General features: G+C 40.3%; 19 protein-coding genes, 3 tRNA genes and 1 pseudogene. 11 read left to right on the top strand and 12 right to left on the bottom strand.

What is annotated here, in order from left to right:
- The first annotated feature begins 6 nt into the window (after nucleotides 1-6).
- Genes trpC through trpA form a run of 4 tightly spaced genes read left to right on the top strand, consistent with a single transcriptional unit; the run spans nucleotide 7 to nucleotide 3,358 of the window.
- The gene (gene trpC / locus BLR11_RS14690) at nucleotides 7-795 is read left to right on the top strand and encodes an indole-3-glycerol phosphate synthase TrpC (RefSeq protein WP_091652045.1); all 789 of its coding nucleotides are present in this window, start codon (nucleotides 7-9) and stop codon (nucleotides 793-795) included.
- A complete protein-coding gene (locus BLR11_RS14685; RefSeq protein WP_091652042.1) occupies nucleotides 788-1,393 on the top strand; it encodes a phosphoribosylanthranilate isomerase in 606 nt (201 codons plus the stop codon). Before trpC ends, BLR11_RS14685 begins: the two co-directional genes overlap by 8 nt.
- Before the next feature lie 11 nt (nucleotides 1,394-1,404).
- Complete coding sequence (gene trpB, locus BLR11_RS11125) at nucleotides 1,405-2,592, top strand: tryptophan synthase subunit beta (RefSeq protein WP_091652040.1); 1,188 nt, start codon at nucleotides 1,405-1,407, stop codon at nucleotides 2,590-2,592.
- Complete coding sequence (trpA, locus tag BLR11_RS11120; RefSeq protein ID WP_091652037.1) at nucleotides 2,585-3,358, top strand: tryptophan synthase subunit alpha; 774 nt, start codon at nucleotides 2,585-2,587, stop codon at nucleotides 3,356-3,358. The genes trpB and trpA overlap by 8 nt, the downstream gene beginning before the upstream one ends.
- A gap of 112 nt (nucleotides 3,359-3,470) precedes the next feature.
- On the opposite strand, the gene BLR11_RS11115 is transcribed toward trpA, so the two are convergent.
- The 5 genes from BLR11_RS11115 to amrA form a co-directional block, all read right to left on the bottom strand.
- On the bottom strand, nucleotides 3,471-3,797 hold the full coding sequence (locus BLR11_RS11115) for a cupin domain-containing protein (RefSeq protein ID WP_091652034.1): 327 nt from the start codon (nucleotides 3,795-3,797) through the stop codon (nucleotides 3,471-3,473).
- 32 nt (nucleotides 3,798-3,829) lie between these two features.
- Nucleotides 3,830-4,156, bottom strand: a complete 327-nt coding sequence (locus tag BLR11_RS11110; protein ID WP_091652031.1) for a cupin domain-containing protein — start codon at nucleotides 4,154-4,156, stop codon at nucleotides 3,830-3,832.
- Between the two features lie 81 nt (nucleotides 4,157-4,237).
- Nucleotides 4,238-5,539 (bottom strand): NPN-dependent 2-hydroxyacid racemase, LarAH10 family, encoded by a 1,302-nt coding sequence (gene larAH10, locus BLR11_RS11105; RefSeq protein WP_091652029.1) that lies wholly within the window; start codon nucleotides 5,537-5,539, stop codon nucleotides 4,238-4,240.
- 130 nt (nucleotides 5,540-5,669) lie between these two features.
- A complete protein-coding gene (amrS, locus tag BLR11_RS11100; RefSeq protein WP_091652026.1) occupies nucleotides 5,670-6,545 on the bottom strand; it encodes an AmmeMemoRadiSam system radical SAM enzyme in 876 nt (291 codons plus the stop codon).
- A gap of 11 nt (nucleotides 6,546-6,556) precedes the next feature.
- Nucleotides 6,557-7,918 (bottom strand): AmmeMemoRadiSam system protein A, encoded by a 1,362-nt coding sequence (amrA, locus tag BLR11_RS11095; RefSeq protein ID WP_091652025.1) that lies wholly within the window; start codon nucleotides 7,916-7,918, stop codon nucleotides 6,557-6,559.
- A 468-nt stretch (nucleotides 7,919-8,386) separates the two neighbouring features.
- Here amrA and BLR11_RS11090 point away from each other — a divergent pair, with 468 nt between their 5' ends.
- On the top strand, nucleotides 8,387-8,812 hold the full coding sequence (locus BLR11_RS11090; protein WP_091652022.1) for a P-II family nitrogen regulator: 426 nt from the start codon (nucleotides 8,387-8,389) through the stop codon (nucleotides 8,810-8,812).
- A gap of 68 nt (nucleotides 8,813-8,880) precedes the next feature.
- On the opposite strand, the gene BLR11_RS11085 is transcribed toward BLR11_RS11090, so the two are convergent.
- Nucleotides 8,881-10,683: a phosphoethanolamine transferase gene (locus BLR11_RS11085; RefSeq protein ID WP_091652019.1), complete on the bottom strand. Its 1,803-nt coding sequence runs from the start codon at nucleotides 10,681-10,683 to the stop codon at nucleotides 8,881-8,883.
- Nucleotides 10,684-10,884: 201 nt separating this feature from the next.
- On the opposite strand from BLR11_RS11085, the gene BLR11_RS11080 reads away from it, so the two are divergent.
- The 3 genes from BLR11_RS11080 to BLR11_RS11070 all read left to right on the top strand — a co-directional run bounded on the left by BLR11_RS11080 (nucleotide 10,885) and on the right by BLR11_RS11070 (nucleotide 11,137).
- Nucleotides 10,885-10,961, top strand: a tRNA-Asp gene (locus BLR11_RS11080).
- A 5-nt stretch (nucleotides 10,962-10,966) separates the two neighbouring features.
- Nucleotides 10,967-11,042 (top strand) — tRNA-Phe (locus BLR11_RS11075).
- A 9-nt stretch (nucleotides 11,043-11,051) separates the two neighbouring features.
- Nucleotides 11,052-11,137, top strand: a tRNA-Leu gene (locus tag BLR11_RS11070).
- Nucleotides 11,138-11,251: 114 nt separating this feature from the next.
- Here the strand turns inward: BLR11_RS11070 and BLR11_RS11065 are convergent.
- Nucleotides 11,252-11,455 carry a hypothetical protein gene (locus BLR11_RS11065; RefSeq protein ID WP_091652015.1) on the bottom strand — a complete coding sequence of 68 codons (204 nt, stop codon included), beginning with the start codon at nucleotides 11,453-11,455 and terminating at the stop codon, nucleotides 11,252-11,254.
- A 208-nt stretch (nucleotides 11,456-11,663) separates the two neighbouring features.
- Between BLR11_RS11065 and BLR11_RS11060 the strand changes: the two genes are divergently transcribed.
- The 3 genes from BLR11_RS11060 to BLR11_RS11050 are packed head-to-tail and all read left to right on the top strand — an operon-like array spanning nucleotide 11,664 to nucleotide 14,738.
- Nucleotides 11,664-12,506, top strand: coding sequence for a D-alanyl-D-alanine carboxypeptidase family protein (locus BLR11_RS11060; RefSeq protein WP_245675145.1), 843 nt, complete (start codon nucleotides 11,664-11,666; stop codon nucleotides 12,504-12,506).
- A gap of 20 nt (nucleotides 12,507-12,526) precedes the next feature.
- Nucleotides 12,527-13,993, top strand: coding sequence for a HAMP domain-containing sensor histidine kinase (locus BLR11_RS11055; RefSeq protein ID WP_091652012.1), 1,467 nt, complete (start codon nucleotides 12,527-12,529; stop codon nucleotides 13,991-13,993).
- A 31-nt stretch (nucleotides 13,994-14,024) separates the two neighbouring features.
- Nucleotides 14,025-14,738: a response regulator transcription factor gene (locus tag BLR11_RS11050; protein ID WP_091652009.1), complete on the top strand. Its 714-nt coding sequence runs from the start codon at nucleotides 14,025-14,027 to the stop codon at nucleotides 14,736-14,738.
- A gap of 93 nt (nucleotides 14,739-14,831) precedes the next feature.
- On the opposite strand, the gene rbr is transcribed toward BLR11_RS11050, so the two are convergent.
- The 5 genes and pseudogenes from rbr to BLR11_RS14155 all read right to left on the bottom strand — a co-directional run.
- Nucleotides 14,832-15,368 carry a rubrerythrin gene (gene rbr / locus BLR11_RS11045; RefSeq protein ID WP_091652006.1) on the bottom strand — a complete coding sequence of 179 codons (537 nt, stop codon included), beginning with the start codon at nucleotides 15,366-15,368 and terminating at the stop codon, nucleotides 14,832-14,834.
- 111 nt (nucleotides 15,369-15,479) lie between these two features.
- On the bottom strand, nucleotides 15,480-15,899 hold the full coding sequence (locus BLR11_RS11040) for a hypothetical protein (RefSeq protein ID WP_091652003.1): 420 nt from the start codon (nucleotides 15,897-15,899) through the stop codon (nucleotides 15,480-15,482).
- Nucleotides 15,900-15,901: 2 nt separating this feature from the next.
- Nucleotides 15,902-16,741, bottom strand: coding sequence for a DUF1700 domain-containing protein (locus BLR11_RS11035; RefSeq protein ID WP_091652001.1), 840 nt, complete (start codon nucleotides 16,739-16,741; stop codon nucleotides 15,902-15,904).
- Between the two features lie 13 nt (nucleotides 16,742-16,754).
- The gene (locus tag BLR11_RS11030) at nucleotides 16,755-17,027 is read right to left on the bottom strand and encodes a hypothetical protein (protein WP_091651998.1); all 273 of its coding nucleotides are present in this window, start codon (nucleotides 17,025-17,027) and stop codon (nucleotides 16,755-16,757) included.
- Between the two features lie 179 nt (nucleotides 17,028-17,206).
- Nucleotides 17,207-17,425, bottom strand: a pseudogene (locus tag BLR11_RS14155) (hypothetical protein); the annotation flags it as partial.

The following is a 17,425-nucleotide window of genomic DNA, read 5'->3' as shown; positions in this document are numbered from 1 at the left end:
ACGAAAATGATTTTAGATGATATCATAAAAGCCGTACGTCAGCGAGTTAAAACTGATAAAACCCATAATTTGCTGCAGGAAATGAAGGAACAGGCACTTGCAATAACATCCTATGGCGAATTTCCTTTTGAAAAAGTGTTGGCTGCAACGGAGATGTCGTTTATTTGTGAAGTAAAAAAAGCATCTCCTTCCAAAGGACTTATTGCGCCGGATTTTCCGTATCTCGCGATTGCCGAGGAATATGAAAAAGCCGGTGCGGCAGCTATTTCCGTTTTGACAGAACGTGATTATTTTAAAGGATCACCACAGTATTTACAGCATATTGCGGAAACTGTTTCTATTCCCATTATACGGAAAGATTTTATTATTGATGCGTATCAGATTTATGAAGCCAAGGTATTGGGAGCTTCTGCGATTTTGTTGATTTGTGCTGTTTTGGATGATGAAACCTTATGTTCTTTCTTTTCTTTGGCCGATAATCTGGGATTATCAGTGCTTGTTGAAGCGCATGATGAAGCTGAAATATATAGGGCACTGCGCTGCGGTGCCAGAATTATTGGTGTTAATAACCGTAATTTGAAGGATTTCACAGTATCTCTTGATACGAGCTGCCGGCTGCGGCGTTTAGTGCCGAAGAATGTGTTGTTTGTCGCAGAAAGTGGAATTAAAACGGCTGAAGATATAAAACGGCTGAAGACCTATGGAGTCGATGCTGTTTTGATAGGAGAGACGCTTATGCGAAGCAGCAATAAAAAAAGAATGTTACAAGAACTTCAAGGTGGGAGTTATGATTAAAGTTAAACTCTGCGGAATTTTAAGACCATGTGAAATTCAATGGGCCAATGAAGAACTACCTGACTATGTAGGATTTGTTTTTGCAGGGGAAAAAAGGCGCATAGAAGATAAGACAGCCGGTATTTTACGACAAATGTTGAATCCCCATATTCCTGCAGTAGGGGTGTTTGTTAATGAAACACTTGAACATATACAACAATTGGTTCAATTAGAAACGATTCAATGGGTACAACTTCACGGACAAGAAGATGAAATGTATATAAAGCGGCTGCGGCAACATAGCAAGGTTCCTATTATTCAAGCGTTTTCCATAGAATCTGCAGCAGATGTACAAAAAGCGTGTCAGAGCAGTGCGGATTATGTTCTGTTTGACCATGGCAGAGGCGGTACGGGCCAATGTTTTGACTGGACGCTTATCGAAAACATAAAACGTCCTTTCTTTTTAGCAGGAGGGATATGTACGGCTAATGTGGAAAAAGCACGTCATCTTCACCCCTTTGCATTAGATGTAAGCAGCGGTGTTGAAATACAAGGATGTAAAGACAGAGATAAAATCAGACAATTTATAAGGCAGGTCCATTGCGGAACTGCACAATAGGAGGAACTATAATGACAACGGGACGATTTGGAGTTTTTGGCGGACAATATATACCGGAAACATTAATGAATGAGATTATACGTTTGGATAAGGCCTATACGCATTATAAAGAAGATGTTCAGTTTCAAGCGGAATTGAAGGACTTATTAGATAATTATGCGAATCGACCGTCTCTGCTGTATTATGCGGGTAAAATGACGGAAGATTTGGGAGGGGCTAAGGTATATTTGAAGCGTGAAGACCTTAATCATACAGGTGCTCATAAAATCAATAATGCCTTGGGACAGTGCTTATTAGCTAAAAAAATGGGAAAATCCCGGGTCATAGCCGAAACCGGAGCGGGACAACACGGGGTGGCAACCGCAACTGCGGCGGCGTTTATGGGACTTGAATGCGAAGTATTCATGGGAGAAGAAGATACCATTCGCCAAGCTCTTAATGTATATCGTATGGAACTTCTTGGTGCAAAAGTTCATGCTGTAACGAGCGGGACAAAAGTTCTTAAAGATGCAGTCAATGAAGCCATGAGAGAATGGGTAAACAGAGTAGAGGATACGCATTATGTTATTGGATCGGTTATGGGGCCGCATCCTTTTCCTACGATGGTACGAGACTTTCAAAGTGTTATCAGTAAAGAAGCACGGCAGCAGATACTGGAAAAAGAAGGAAAATTGCCTCGTGCCGTGGTTGCCTGCGTAGGCGGCGGCAGTAATGCTATCGGTATGTTTTATCATTTTATTGAGGATGCGCAAGTGCAGCTTATTGGTTGTGAAGCGGCTGGACGCGGGATAGATACACCCTACCATGCGGCAACAATTGCCAAAGGCTCTATAGGCGTATTTCATGGCATGAAGTCGTTATTTTGTCAAAATGATCAGGGACAGATTGACCCCGTATATTCTATTTCTGCGGGGTTGGATTATCCGGGAATTGGGCCGGAACATGCACATCTCCATGATATTGGACGGGCACAATATGTACCTGTTACCGATTCACAAGCAGTGGAAGCTTTTGAATATCTGGCTCGTACGGAAGGAATTATCTGTGCTATTGAAAGTGCACATGCATTATTTCATGCCATGCAGATGGCCCCTAAAATGAGTAAAGACGATATTCTGATTGTATGTTTGTCAGGACGGGGAGATAAGGATGTAGCGGCGATTGCCAGATATAAAGGGAGGAATTTGCGCGATGAGTAATATTGGAAATGCATTTAAAAATGGAAAAGCGTTTATTGGTTTTTTAACAGGCGGCGACCCATCTATTGAAAAAAGCTGCGAATTTATTTTAACTATGGAAAAAGGGGGAGCTGATTTGATAGAAATAGGAATTCCTTTTTCTGATCCCATTGCAGAGGGCCCCGTCATTCAAGAAGCAAATATCCGGGCATTGAAAGGGCATACGAGGTTGGAAGATATTTTTCGCTTAGTTTCCCTGGTACGTGAAAAAACACAAATTCCCCTTGTCTTTTTAACTTATTTTAATCCTGTCTTTACGTATGGAATAGAAAAATTCTTTGCTGTATGCGCGAAAATAGGCGTAGATGGTATCATTATACCGGATCTCCCTTATGAAGAGCGCCGGGAAATATCTGAAACAGCTCATAGATATGGCATTGATATTATTTCTATGATTGCACCCACCTCGAAAGATCGCATCAAAGAAATTGCAGCTGTTGGAGAAGGGTTTCTTTATATTGTATCATCTTTAGGGGTTACCGGGGTTCGCAAGGAAATTGCGACGGATTTAGAAGAAATTATTCATATTGTCAGGACAGAGACCCGTACGCCGGCTGCGGTTGGTTTTGGTATTAATACGCCGCAGCAAGCTGCCGACATATCAGCATATGCAGATGGAATTATTGTTGGCAGCGCTATTGTTAATATTATTGCCAAACAGGGAGATAATGCGGCGCCTTATATTTATGACTATGTGAAAACTATGAAGCAATCTATGAAAAATTGAAAAAGCATGAATAATCAGCATAAAGTGTAAATTGTCGTATTTTTACCGAAATTACGTAAAAACAAACAAAGACTGTCTAAAATAGACAGTCTTTGTTTGTTTTTATTTTCTGTTAATCAAAAATTATCAAAGCCATAAAGACAAGATCTTTCGTTCCTTTGTTTTCAATTCCGTGGCCCATGCCATGGGAGGTAAAAGTAACATCACCTGCGGTAACCGTGCGTGTTATGCCATTATCATCATATACGCCTTCTCCTTGAAGAATATAGTAGGTTTCGCTTTCTCCATGATGTTCATGATAGCCCAGAGAATTACCGGGAGTAATCGTTACTTCTGCATATAAACCGCATTTTTCGTTCAGCTGTTTTGCATCGAGCAGCTGTTTTACTGTAATATATCCTTTGCCGCCCGAAGCATGTTCTTTCTGTATTATTTTCATAGATATCCTCTTTTATTGAATGCAGAATTAGTTCAATCGTAAATGATTAAAGCCATAAGTACCAGATTGGCAGATCCTTTGTTGATCAAGCTATGACCGACATTGGATGGGGTATAGGTGACATCCCCTTTTTTTATGATTCGGACTGTTCCGTTATCGTTAAATTCACCCTCGCCGGATAAAATATAGAATGTTTCGGCATCTCCGTGGTGAACATGATAGCCGATTTCGCAACCCGGTTCCAGTGTTACTTCGGCATAAACCCGGCATTTTTCGTTCAGTTGTTCATTTGTAAGCAAATGCTTGAAGATTACATGACCGGCGCCGTCAAAAAAATGTTCTTTCTTTACAATTTCCATGAAATCAACTCCTCAGTGTAAAATTTAATATACTTATTTTACCACAAATAGTGATTGCAGGATACTAGCTGATCGGTGGGTTTATTGTGCGAGGGTAGGAACTACTGTCGTACAATGTGTCATAATATTAATGGTATAATCGTTCTTTTTTTGTTCCTCAAGTTTTTTCTGTGCCAGCAGCCAAGCTTCTTTTACTGTCGCGACAGGAATTTGTCCGGTGCGCCGTATATCTTCAAAGTTTTCTGGACGAGTTACGAGAATTACAGTACAGCGATGACATAGACAGAATAAATTATAAGCGACAAAAAACGGAATAGTAAATTCAGCACGCAATGCTTTTTCCATCTCTTCCATTGTGTCAAAACAAAAACTGTCCATGTATGCAGGTGGTTCTTTTATATCCCGGGCTTCCATGATGGCAATTACAATGCCGCCGTCTTTGACGGCCATTTCAGCAGGATCATAGCATTTGCTGCCTTGATACAAACTTACATCTTTTGGATATCCACCGGCACAGGCAAATACGACATCTGTTTTTTGCTTCATGGGAACCTGTTGGATGCGGTGTACTTCCTTTGTACCTTCTAACCAAGCATCATACCAGTCGCCTCCGACCATACGGCAGATTTCACCTTCTGCATTGATGATGGAATGGACAAGAAAACAAGGATTAATTTTTGCGCAGGCTTCAATCATATCATCATTCAATGGATTATGGTCTAGTAAGGTCGGACGGGTAAGCGGATTGACACCTTCGCCGATTTGGGGAGCTAAGGCGTGGCAATGATTGCATTGAATAGTTTTATAACCGGAGACTCCGGGAAGGATGAGTTTGCGGCCACCGCCGTAACCAGCAAATAAATGTACGGTAATACCGTCTACAATGATGACTTTATCGGCATCGACGACATGCTTATTAATGAAAAGCGGTGTACCTATTTTTGTTTTCCCCAAATCTACCAACGTAGTATCGTTACAGTCATGCTGGTACATTTTAATACGCCGGCACACTTCTTCACCGCAAACTTTGATATTTTCCTCCGGTGTATGAGCACGATGAGAACCTTGAGCAAATACGATGCAGATGTCTGTATCGGGAATGCCGGCTAAGTTTAGTTCATTGATAATATATACTAAAAATTTATTTGATTGGTTCCAGATGCGGGTACAATCCGCGACGACAAGACAAACCGAATCTCCTGGTGTTACTTTTTTTTGCAAAGGGTCACTGCTTATCGGATTGCGCATACAGTCGATAGTGGCTTTTTTGATATCAACGGCCGGCACGCTTTTTCCTTCCATGACGTCGGAAATGTGTTCTTCCGGCAAACATACCTTTTGAAAGGTATCTCCGATACCAAATGTAAATTCTCTTAAAGACATTTTCCATCATCTCTTCCTTTTAACGTATTAGCACACATTATAACGCTATTTATTCGGATTTTACAGAGGACAGAAAACGGTATATCGTTTAACGATTATACGACTTTAGTATAATGAAGTTTTGTTTTTCTTATACTTGATCTAAATCGTCATCAGGGACATTTCCAATGTATACATAGTCAAGCCATTTTTTGGCTGCCGCCGCACCGCTGCGCAGCGTAGAAATGGGTGTGGCGGGAAGGCTCATTTTATACTGTGGAAAGTATCGTGTCAAGTGAAAAGGAATTTGGGGATCAATTTTTGAGAGCCAATGCGCTGTCTTTTCTATTTCTTCGATTTTATCGTTCTCGCCGGGGATGAGCAGTGTTGTTACTTCTACATGCGCAGCGGCGGCAGCTAATGCAATGGTACGTTTAACGGGAGAAAGTGCACCCTTGCAGCGGCGAAGATAAAAATTTTCATCAAAAGATTTTATATCAATGTTCCAGGCGTCTATCAAAGGGAGAAGTTCTCGCAGGGGAGCTTCTTCTATAAAACCGTTTGTAACAACAACATTATACAATCCGGCTTTATGGATAAGCGGTGCTGTCTGACGAAGAAATTCATACCATATGATAGGCTCATTATAGGTGTATGCAATACCAATATTTCCTCGTTTTTTCAGTTGAATAGCTAAACGCACGGCATCTTGCGGAGATATTTCTTCATAAGACGGTATGTCTTGCGATATCTGCCAATTTTGACAAAAAGAGCAATGAAAGTTACATCCCCATGAGCCCAATGATAGGATAAAACTGCCGGGATGAAAGCGCTGCAGTGGTTTCTTTTCAACGGGATCGAGAGCCATAGATGTGCACTGGCCATAGTTTAATGCCAAGAGTATCCCCGCATCATTGTAACGTGTGTGGCAGCGCCCGCAATGTCCGGGAGGAATAAGGCAATGATGAGGACAAAGCATGCAGTGTATAGCGTTGGCCGGCTTTTTTTCATAATATAGCGCTTCCATGATCAACGCCTCTACTCATAACGGGTTACGGTAAAACGATATAAATCAGGGCGAACCGCTGCTGGAATATGGGCTTTTTGTTTTGCGATGGTAATTTGTTGTTCTACTGTATCAATTCCTTCTAAATTAGGCAGCAGTAGTCCGGTATTCGCATGACTCATGACGATGACTCCATATTTTTTGGGATCAAGTTGCGCGGAAGATGATATAGCTTCCGGGATGCCGAGGACATCAACGGAAATAGTAATATCCTTCAGCTCGTTTAATTCGACAGGATAAAAGCGGGGATCACGGACAGCAGCGGCTACCGCGTTATGAATGATTTCGGCTGCTTCCGTAAGCTGTATGGGGAGATATGTGCCGATACAGCCTCGCAGTTCCCCTTGTTTTTTCAGAGACACAAACACACCTGATTTTTCAGTCAATTCTTCGGGAAGCGAAGAAGGCGTAGATAATATAGCATGATGAGATAAGTAATATTCTATACTTCGCCGGGCCAGTTGTATGCGGATATCTTTTTCTGCGGATGGTTTTTGCGGAGCCCTGTTTTCGTTTAAGTATAAGGCAACACCATAACCGACACCAAACGGTCCTTCATAAGAATATACCGGCATATAAGATTGAAAACTGCGCAGTATTCCAAATAAAAAATAAACAGATGGAAGACCGCACATGCCGGCTTCTTCGATGAGAGAATCAGGCATAGCACGCAGCAACGTAATATCTTGTTTTTTTAAAGAGTCCATAACGGTATTGTCGAATACGGCTCCTTGAGGAGTATAGCCATTAGGCGAATGCGGCAATAAGCGATGTGATAAATCTCCGGAAGCAATTACGGCAATACGACGGCCTATTTTTTTAGCGGCTTTCAGGACAATATCACCCAGGGTTGTCATCATATTATACTGATAAAAACAAGGTGAAAGTAAAATGATGGAACCTTGAAAGCCTGCTTTTTGCAAATAATACATAGGGACAAAGGTACCCTGATCAATGGAAATAGAATACCCATAACGGTCACCCCAGTCTTTTTGATTAAGTTGATGCAAGGGCAAGGTTTTGTTTGTTTCATAGATAATTTCATTGGCAAGTGTCATATCCGTGGTAAGAGACATAGATAATTCGGGAAATCCGAATTTGCCCAAGTTGCCGTATAGGGCAGGCTCTGTAAAAATGGCGGCACCATCACTGAAGATATAATTATGCGGTGACATAATGATGATTGTTTCAGGATGTTGTTCGATAATCAGTTGAGAAGCATGGGAAACAGCTTGGACAGTAGCTTTTATTTTATCCAGCTCATTCTGTCCGATTTCCGGCAGCATAATGGGGGGATGGGGAAATAATGCAGCCCCGATACACGTTGATTTCATTTGTGATACCTCCTGTCTATTACGGATTAATGAGACCATACTGTTTTTTTTATTATAGCATATACACATATATGATATTGGAATTAGTTAGTAATAATAAAAAAAATACAGGATATATTGACAAATGCCCACGGATAGTGTACTATTTACTTGTAATTTAATACAGGCAATGAAGCCTCTGCAATGTGCTGCAGAGGCTTTTTGCGTGTTAATTACAATATTGTGGTTTTGGCGGCTGCCTGAAATATAGGGAGACAACAAACTATCATTGGGGGATGATATCTTTGTTGTTATTTCGACAGCTAAGTATGGCTACAAGATTATTCTATCATTGTTCGGATGCTTGTTTGGAGTCGGTGGAATGGTATGGTTGAGCGGATGAAAAAATGCCATTCCCGGACCGCCTCCTTGAATTGTTTGATATCTACCTGTTAGGGGACGGGATATATACGACGGGAGATTGTGTGAATGAAAGAATTATTGAAGGTTGTAATTATAACTCGTGCCGAAAAGCTTACAGATTTAAAGGAAGCTATGGATGAGCTTCGTGTACCGGGAATGACAGTAACCCAAGTGTATGGATGCGGTGTTTCTCGAGGATATACGGAATTTTATCGGGATACACAAATTTCACTTAATTTATTGCCGAAAATAAAAGTAGAAATCATAGTGGGAGATGTTCCCGTGCGAAAAATTATGGAAGCAGCTCGTAAGGCTTGTTATACAGGTCATATAGGTGATGGCAAGATTTTTGTGGAATCGGTGTTGAATGTTATGCGGATCCGGACCGGTGAAGAAGGACTGGCGGCATTGATAGATACAGATGGGGAAGTTGATTTGGTAGATGATATTATTAGTGATAAATATATATACCATATCACGGATGACATATAGGCGGAATATAAAAATCTCTGCAAAGCATAGGGTATACATACCACTTGCTTATGCAGAGATTTTTTGTGCTAGAATTCTTTGTCATCCATCAGACTTGTCTGCCCGAAGCGGGTGACGAGATCCTGCCGCTTCATTTTCCATGCAGGAGAAGCTAAACTGTAGGATGGATCGTAATTAGGCGATTGAATATTTAATATCCCGCAAATAAATTCATATTCCAAATCATTTGTAAAAAAAGAATTTTGATGGGCTTTCAATGTATCAGCAATAACCGGGTTACGTTCTATATAGTCAGGAGATACATAACAAAACATGGGAATCCGCAATACTTTAAATCCCGTTTCATCAGGTTTCCGACCTTCTAACGGATCGGAGCCATGGTCAGAGAAATATACCATCGCGTCTAAATTAAGATGTTCTCTGCCATATTCAAATATTTGCGATAAAATCCAATCGGTATATAACACTGTATTGTCAAAATCAGCTTCTTCATTTATTTTTCCATCATCAAAACGCTGAAATTCAGATGGATAGCGGTTGCGATATTCAATGTGGCTGCCCATAAGATGAAGTACAATAAAGTTGTTTTCATTCGGATTGACGCGCTGTAAAAAACCTAACAGTGCATCGTCATGACAAGATTCTTTTAAATCACGATCAGTCCATTCGGCGTTGTCAGCGGTGTTAGCCACAAGGGTAATCGGAGTATCGGCGACTCCAACAGAACCTTGATTGCTAAACCAGTATGTTTTATATCCTATTTTTTTTGCCATATCAATAATAGATATAGATTCATTGAACTCTTTATTATTGTAAAAATTGGATTCAGTCAAAGCATGTTCTAAGACCGGTACTGTATACCAAACACAGCTGTATACGTTATTGAATAAGGTGAATTGAGGATTGTTTTTTTCCGCCGTAAGCCATGGCGTATTTTCTACATGACTGGGATTATATGCATTCATGAGTGTTCGTGTTTCTGATTCTCCAATGACGACAATAACGGTGTGCGGATGATCAGGCTTGTGAAGCTGGACTGCCTGCAATTCGGCAAATTTGGCATCGTGGTTTTCTGCATACAGAGAAGACCGATTCATATAGTCTCGCGTATCAAGAAATAAGCGGATAGGAAAACACTCGGGAAAAATTTCGCTGCCTAAAGCGTAAAAAGAAGGGAAAATGATAATAAGTGATAACAACGCGATTATTTTCGGTTTCCAAGACAGTCCGGAGCAATGAATCCGGTGACAATTTGCTTTTGCAAACACAGATATAATGGCAGCAAGTGCAATTATAATAAAAAACAATTTTGAATAACCTAGAGAATGAAAATATTCCAGCATTTCTGCTGGATTAGTTTGATAAATCAATAATGCTCCCGAAGTGGTGATGCAAGACTGGTATAATGCATAATATACCCATTGCACAGCCGGAATCAGTAAGGTTGCCATCTGTACCAGTGTCATTAAGAACGTTCCTGTTTTTTGAGGAAGATGCTGTTTCATGAGCATGTTGATGCAAAAAACGATAGCAAACACATACAGACCAACATAGACATCATAGATATTATTCAAATAAATCGTATTGCTTTTGACTAATGTTGAAAAATTGAGCAAGGGCCCGGTTACGATCCAGGAAATACCAATGATGGCGGTAGGAATAACCGAGGCAATAGAGATATTCTCCCAATACAGTGCCAGCGCTAGAGTGACGGCTGCTACGGCAGGAATCAATCCAAATGTAAATTCTTTGATATTATCTTCACCTAAACCTAAAGATATTAATAATTCCCATTGAAAACAGAGAACATAAATGACAAGGAAAATACAGAATAAATAAAAAATTCTTCGTGCAATTGTTGACCTAGGCATACATCCATACCCCTTTATTAATAAAAATTTTACATATTACTTACCTATTATACATCATTAATAAAAGATTACATAGTAATATATAGGATTATTTTATACGTAATTTTATGGAATTATATAAAAGCACTCTTGCCAAAGATAATTACGTATGGTATAATATCCAAGTGTTCAAGCCATTAAGGCTTGATTGTGTAGTTATGCGGCCTCGTGGTGTAGCGGTTTAACATGTCGCCCTGTCACGGCGAAGATCGTCGGTTCAAATCCGATCGAGGTCGCCATATTTGCTTAGGTAGCTCAGTCGGTAGAGCAGGGGACTGAAAATCCCCGTGTCGGCGGTTCAATTCCGTCCCTAAGCACCAAATCAACATGCGGTCGTGGCGGAATGGCAGACGCGCTACTTTGAGGGGGTAGTGGGTGAAAACTCGTGCTGGTTCAAGTCCAGTCGGCCGCACCATGGATATGTAAAGTCAGCAATATGTGCTGGCTTTTTTTGCGTACAAAAGGTAATATAGATACGTACAAATATAAATGGCAGCCAGCCGAGGAGCTATATGGCGGCAGTACAATATTATTGGAAAATATATCCCATGTAGCAAATGAAAGCAACTACGCAGAAAACACCCAAAGCACGGATTAAATTTAATTTTTGACGCTTCGATTTTGTCATATTTTTATCTTTATATCGTCCCATCGCTAACACAGAACGGACTGCCGATATTGCAAATAAACAGATGATAAATAATAAACCGTAAAACATGATATCATTGAACATAATTCCATCTCCTCATCAGATAGCACAATCGTTATAATCATAATACTATTTTTTTCTATGAAATTCAATCATCTATCATATATCAAGAAGGTATTCATGCCCCATACGTTGACATCAAATTAAAAGTGTTTAATAATGATATAATAAAAAATGTATGTAGTTATAGGTATCCGTATATAATTGCATCAATTACCAGAGGTGAAGTGTATTGATACGTGTATTGAAAAAGATAGGTATAATTGGTTTATGGAGCATGTTGATGCTATCCTGCGGAGGCATGGCGAATGTGGTGGAGGCGGCGGTACCATCAACAGGAGCAGAGGCTGCTTGCATGATTGATGCAGATACAGGAAAAATTTTATATCAAGTAAATCCTACAAAGTGGATGAATCCTGCCAGTACAACAAAAATAGTAACATTGATTACGGCGCTTGATGCCGGGAAACACAAAATGAATGATGCAGTTCACATTACAAGTGAAGCAGCCGATACAGAACCATCTTGCTTAGGTATTGCTCCGGGAGACCCTATTAGTTTAAAAGAAATATTACGGGGCATGATGGTTGTATCAGGAAATGATGCTGCCGTGGCAGTAGCACAAACATTAGGAGGTTCTGTGAACAACTTTGCCGACATGATGAATAAAGAAGCGGCAAAAATGGGTGCTAAACACACTCATTTCGTCAATCCCAACGGTCTCACTGCGGCGAAACATTATACGACGGCGACAGATATGGCTCGGATGGCTGCTTACGGAATGAAACATTATCCGGAATTTCGATATATTGTCAGTTTGAAAGAATATAATATGAAATATATGGATTCCCGCAAACCTAAATATGTTACTACTACTAATTACTTTCTTACGAGCGGCTATGCCGGTGCCGATGGTATTAAAACCGGTTTTACTGATGCAGCGGGAGATTGTTTGGTTGCTTCGGCGACCAGAGATGGACATACGCTGATAGTTGTATTATTTAATGATGATAATCGTTGGACAGATGCACCTAATATACTTGATTATGGATTCCGGCGCATTGCTAAGGAATAATATCCAGAAAGGCTTTTTCTATGACGCTGAAGCGAAGGATGCTTATTTCAAATTTAATCATGATAGTACTGCCGTTTGTTATTTCCAGCCTGGTAGGTTTGTTTGCTGCGGCTATGATGCATGATGCCTATTGGAATCCCGTAGAAAATATGTTTTCCGACCGGGATGAGCTGGTATATGCCCAAAGCTTGCTGTATGGGGAACAGAAACCACTGACGGATACGGATCCGGCTCATGCAGAACAACGCGAAGCAGCCGTGCGGCGTCTTGTTATTCAAATGGCTGATCTGGGATATCATGTGCAATATACTCTCAATGGCGAAGAACAATTCAACAATATTACTCCGGAAGATGATCAGATAGGAATCGGCATATTGGGGGAAGAAGCGCGCAAATTAGATTATATTACCGCAAGCAAGGGGAACGTGCACATTATAAAAACCCAATGGGTTAATGGAAATGATGTTGCTATTATTAGAGCTATTAACCCTGGAAAAGATATGGAACCGGTGCATTTTTCATTTTTTTATACTTATGTAAGTTTCTTTTTATTTATAATGTTCTTTTTTGTGCTTATTACGATGGTTATTGTTAACACAATCATGTATAATAAATCCAAGGAACTTATTCTTGATCCTTTGCAGCAAATCAGCAAGGCGGCAAAGGCGATACGTTCCGGAGATTTGACGACTCCCGTAAATCTAAAAGGAAAGCAGACGGAGGAACTGCTTCAAGTATGCCATGATTTTTCTGATATGCAGACATATTTGAAAAATTCTATGGCGAGACAAGCGGAATATGAAAAATATCGCCGTGAATTATTAGCGGGTATATCCCATGATCTGCGGACGCCATTGACGTCGATAAAAGGGTATGCAGAAGGGTTGCTTACGGGTATCGCTGATACGCAGGAAAAGCAGCAGCGTTACTATCGAGCAATACAGACACGTGCAGATGATTTGGAACGACTAGTAAATAATTTATCTCTCTATAATCACTTTGATACATCTATGTTTATGGCAAAACCGGAAATTTGTTCTTTTTCTGAAATACTTCAGACGTACATAATAGAAGAAAAAGAACGTTTTGAAAAAGATAATATTGTTGTTGAATGGAATATGGAAACGGATGAAGACAGGGTGTATCTTGATAAAACAGAGTTCCATCGTATTTTTGATAATTTGTTTAATAACTCTGTAAAATATCGAGTACGTCCGGTTTCACATATTCGGCTGCACTTAGAAAAAGAAGACAATGTTCTTGTTTTCTTATTTAGTGATGACGGACCGGGTATCGTTGCCAGCAACACAGATTATATTTTTGAAGCTTTTGTTCGTTTGGATGCGGCGCGAACGCATACAGATCAAGGGAGCGGATTGGGTTTGGCTATTGTCAAGAAGATAATAGAAGCCCATAAAGGAACAATACGCGCGTATAATGATCGAGGGCTGACGATTTGCATTACGTTACCCTTATACAAAGGATAGACGAATAATAGACAGTAGGGAGGAAAATATAATGGCACATATTTTAGTTGTTGAAGATGATGAACTGATTGCCGCGTTGGAACGAGATTTTTTGGAAGCCAATGGTTTTGTTGTTACGATTGCCAGCAATGGCCTTGGTGGATTGGAAGCTATTGAAAAAGGTGATATTGATGCAGTGCTGATGGATGTCATGCTTCCAGGGGAAGATGGGTTTACTGTTTGTCGAAAAATCCGGGATAAGAGCGATGTTCCGATTTTATTTGTAACGGCGAAACGGGAAGATGTAGATAAAATAAAAGGGTTAAGTTTGGGAGCCGATGATTATATCGTAAAACCCTTTAGTCCGACGGAAATGGTTGCCAGATTAAAAGCTCATTTGGAAGTCCATAATCGGTTACTGGGCAAGCGCCAGCAAGTGTCCGATGTAAACACCCCGGATGTGCATATTGGCGATTTGCGGATTTTTATCAGTCGACATCAGGTATTTCGCGGAAAAATAGAAATACCGTTGACGGGTAAAGAATTCAATCTGCTGCTGTTTTTAGCACAACATCCGAATCAGGTTTTTTCGAAAAAATATTTATTTGAAATGATATGGCACTTGGATGCACTGGGTGAATTAGCTACGGTTACCGTGCATGTAAATCGACTGAGAGATAAGTTAAATGAAGTAAAACCGGAATTTACGGCAATTGAAACGGTATGGGGAAATGGATATCGGTTTCGGGCCAATGAAAATGCATAGAGAATATTGAAAAGACCCTGCCAATATGTAAATTGGCAGGGTCTTTGAAAATTATAAAGCCATAGATAGTGCAAGTTTATGAAAATCAATCAATTAGTAATTAATTTTACGGACTTCAAAGTAAGCCTGGGGATGAGCGCAAACGGGACACTTTTGCGGAGCTTCGGCACTTTCGCAGATATAACCGCAATTACGGCACTGCCAAACTGTTTTTTCCGTATGCTTGAATACCTGTTCTTTTTGGATATTATTTAAAAGCGCCAGATACCGTTCTTCATGATGTTTTTCGATTTCACTTACTTTTTCAAATTCAAAAGCAATATCGTTAAAACCTTCTTCTTTTGCTACTGCTGCAAAGGAAGGATACATTTCAGTCCATTCATAATGTTCACCAGCTGCGGCATCCTTCAATGCACCATCGATATCCGGCATACCATTCATGAGGTGTTTGAACCACATTTTGGCATGTTCTTTTTCGTTTCCCGCTGTTTCTTCGAAAAAAGCACTGATCTGTTCATAACCTGCTTTTTTTGCTACGCTGGCATAATAGGTGTACTTATTTCTAGCTTGAGATTCACCGGCAAAAGCGGCTTGTAAATTCTTTTCTGTTTTACTGCCTTTTAATTGCATATCGGACTACCTCCTTGTTATAATTACCAAGTAAACAATAATAATTACTTATTAATAAAATTATAACGCATGTAGTGCAAAAAAACAAGTGTGTCATACAGCCAATTTTTGTTATTCTTGTTTTTGTTTGTTATTCTGATTATTTTGACTGTTAGAGCGGACTGAATCCGTGTATGATTGCTTCTGAGAAGCACTAACGGCGGGTTGCTTACGAGGTGCGGCAGTATCTTCACTGCGTGTTTGTGAGGCAGCCGCATTTTCTGCAGAATGGACATCCTCCTGAAGATCGCCATATTTACTGCGTAATTGCGATTCCCAGACCTTTGCTTTTTCTGGATACATGCGTTTTAACTTTTCAAATAATTCTGTTTTTTCAGCAGTTCCTTTATGTAAAGCTCCCTGTAATTCCTGATATTCCTTATAATAAGTAATCCAGTTTTGCAGTGGCTGATAATCATTTGTCATAAAGGAAGTATAACTTAAAAAGGAAAATATACAAGATAACACCAGGCAGATTATCACCTTCGACATTACTATCCCCTGCCTTTCTTGCGCTGATTAGATTTCCCCGTATTTTGGCAAGCGGAGCCGGCATACATAGCGGACATGGCAGCAAAAAGAATTGCCAAGTTAGCAAAGACCAATGTTTTGAGGGTAATTGTCGGAAGCGGCAGCAAGTCAGAATACAAATATAAAGGCATGCTGGTAATTGCAATGCTGCCAACGATAGAAACCGCAAAAAAGATGAAAAGGAATCCTCCTAATATATGAAACAAAGTTCCTATAATCTGCATAAATGGATTTACAATCATGGTTGCGGGAGACAGTGCGCTGTCCTTTCCCCATTGGAACTCTTCGTCATCTGATTCGTTGGGATAAGGAGGAGCTGCACGGTATCGTGATTGCGGAGGCGTTCTGTAACCATGTGAATCATAGGCATCTCGGTACGAAGAAGGATCTTCTCCCGGAATATGCCGGTTTGGTGCAGGATAGGGCTGACGATAATATTGTTCGGAGTCTGCCCGTCGGCGGAGACGCTGGGGATCATTTTCCCAGTCGTAAGCCTTGTTTTGTTTTTCGTGTAGCGGAGTATTGTATTGCTGTGTTCTGTCATCCATATATTCGGTATCAGAAGGATCATCATATGTGTAAGGCATTTTCGGGTTATCTTCGGGTACGATGGGTTTTCCGATATAATATCGGTATATATTTTTCGGATGTCCCAATTTACAACATATTTCTTCTTCTGATTTTCCTTCATCTGCGCCAATACGGAACTGTTCTTCACAATCTTCAAGAATCCCTTTCAAATCATCTTTGTCGCTTTTGCGAAAATAATATTTTAGAAGATCCATAAATTCAGTTTTTCTCATACAGGACTACCTTTCATTTCAAATGTTGTTCATATTGTCCTTGACATTTGGCACCTAATTGCCATGCGATGATACTAATCAGCATAATTCCAAGAACAAGAAGAAATACAGCGGCGGTCGGCATAGGCGGCAAGAAAGAAATAGCAGCCAGCGGTTCAGCTTCCACCGCAATGCAATATGCGATCCAAGCTAACAGGCAGAGAGTAAGAAGAGAAAAGACTCCGCCTATAGTATATAAACTTATATATATATATCGCCATTTATTGTTAGATTGGGATACGGTCATTGTCCACGATCTCCTTTAAAATGAATGCGTAATAAAAATTATGAAATATATGGTTGTTGCCATTATAGTACCACATGTGTCAAGCTTCTTACAAGAATATACCGCGATATGTATGTGTCAAGAAGTTCTCGGTAAATGTATTGACCTAGATAATAGCTAGCCTCGTCGACATCGTTTTTTTATAAAAATGCAGGCGTTGAGAAACTGTTAGCTAACTTCCCTATGGCACTGCTGGACGGGCCATTATTGCAAATGCGTCCGTGATGAATCCCTACATGCGTTTGAAAGGGAATCTTTCGCATGACTCGTCTCATCGTCCCACGGAAAGTACGGCTGACTGGAGCGGTAAACCCCTTGGTCCAGTCGGCAAACGCCTGATCTAATTCCTTGTTTCGTAT

The sequence above is a fragment of the Megasphaera paucivorans genome, from assembly GCF_900103535.1.
Taxonomy (GTDB): Bacteria; Bacillota; Negativicutes; order Veillonellales; family Megasphaeraceae; genus Megasphaera_A; species Megasphaera_A paucivorans.
The sequence above is the reverse complement of the archived record's forward strand: the minus strand, read 5'-3'. Positions and strand labels throughout refer to the sequence as shown.

Bases quoted from the DNA above. Each gene is read 5' to 3' on its own strand.
- BLR11_RS11055 (WP_091652012.1), top strand. From the start codon at position 12,527: ATGACGCTGAAGCGAAGGATGCTTATTTCAAATTTAATCATGATAGTA.
- larAH10 (WP_091652029.1), bottom strand. From the start codon at position 5,539: ATGTCTTTAAGAGAATTTACATTTGGTATCGGAGATACCTTTCAAAAG.
- BLR11_RS11065 (WP_091652015.1), bottom strand. From the start codon at position 11,455: ATGTTCAATGATATCATGTTTTACGGTTTATTATTTATCATCTGTTTA.
- BLR11_RS11050 (WP_091652009.1), top strand. From the start codon at position 14,025: ATGGCACATATTTTAGTTGTTGAAGATGATGAACTGATTGCCGCGTTG.
- amrA (WP_091652025.1), bottom strand. From the start codon at position 7,918: ATGAAATCAACGTGTATCGGGGCTGCATTATTTCCCCATCCCCCCATT.
- BLR11_RS11115 (WP_091652034.1), bottom strand. From the start codon at position 3,797: ATGAAAATAATACAGAAAGAACATGCTTCGGGCGGCAAAGGATATATT.
- BLR11_RS14685 (WP_091652042.1), top strand. From the start codon at position 788: ATGATTAAAGTTAAACTCTGCGGAATTTTAAGACCATGTGAAATTCAA.
- BLR11_RS11035 (WP_091652001.1), bottom strand. From the start codon at position 16,741: ATGAGAAAAACTGAATTTATGGATCTTCTAAAATATTATTTTCGCAAA.
- amrS (WP_091652026.1), bottom strand. From the start codon at position 6,545: ATGGAAGCGCTATATTATGAAAAAAAGCCGGCCAACGCTATACACTGC.
- BLR11_RS11090 (WP_091652022.1), top strand. From the start codon at position 8,387: ATGAAAGAATTATTGAAGGTTGTAATTATAACTCGTGCCGAAAAGCTT.
- BLR11_RS11040 (WP_091652003.1), bottom strand. From the start codon at position 15,899: ATGTCGAAGGTGATAATCTGCCTGGTGTTATCTTGTATATTTTCCTTT.
- BLR11_RS11110 (WP_091652031.1), bottom strand. From the start codon at position 4,156: ATGGAAATTGTAAAGAAAGAACATTTTTTTGACGGCGCCGGTCATGTA.
- trpA (WP_091652037.1), top strand. From the start codon at position 2,585: ATGAGTAATATTGGAAATGCATTTAAAAATGGAAAAGCGTTTATTGGT.
- trpC (WP_091652045.1), top strand. From the start codon at position 7: ATGATTTTAGATGATATCATAAAAGCCGTACGTCAGCGAGTTAAAACT.
- BLR11_RS11030 (WP_091651998.1), bottom strand. From the start codon at position 17,027: ATGACCGTATCCCAATCTAACAATAAATGGCGATATATATATATAAGT.
- rbr (WP_091652006.1), bottom strand. From the start codon at position 15,368: ATGCAATTAAAAGGCAGTAAAACAGAAAAGAATTTACAAGCCGCTTTT.
- BLR11_RS11085 (WP_091652019.1), bottom strand. From the start codon at position 10,683: ATGCCTAGGTCAACAATTGCACGAAGAATTTTTTATTTATTCTGTATT.
- trpB (WP_091652040.1), top strand. From the start codon at position 1,405: ATGACAACGGGACGATTTGGAGTTTTTGGCGGACAATATATACCGGAA.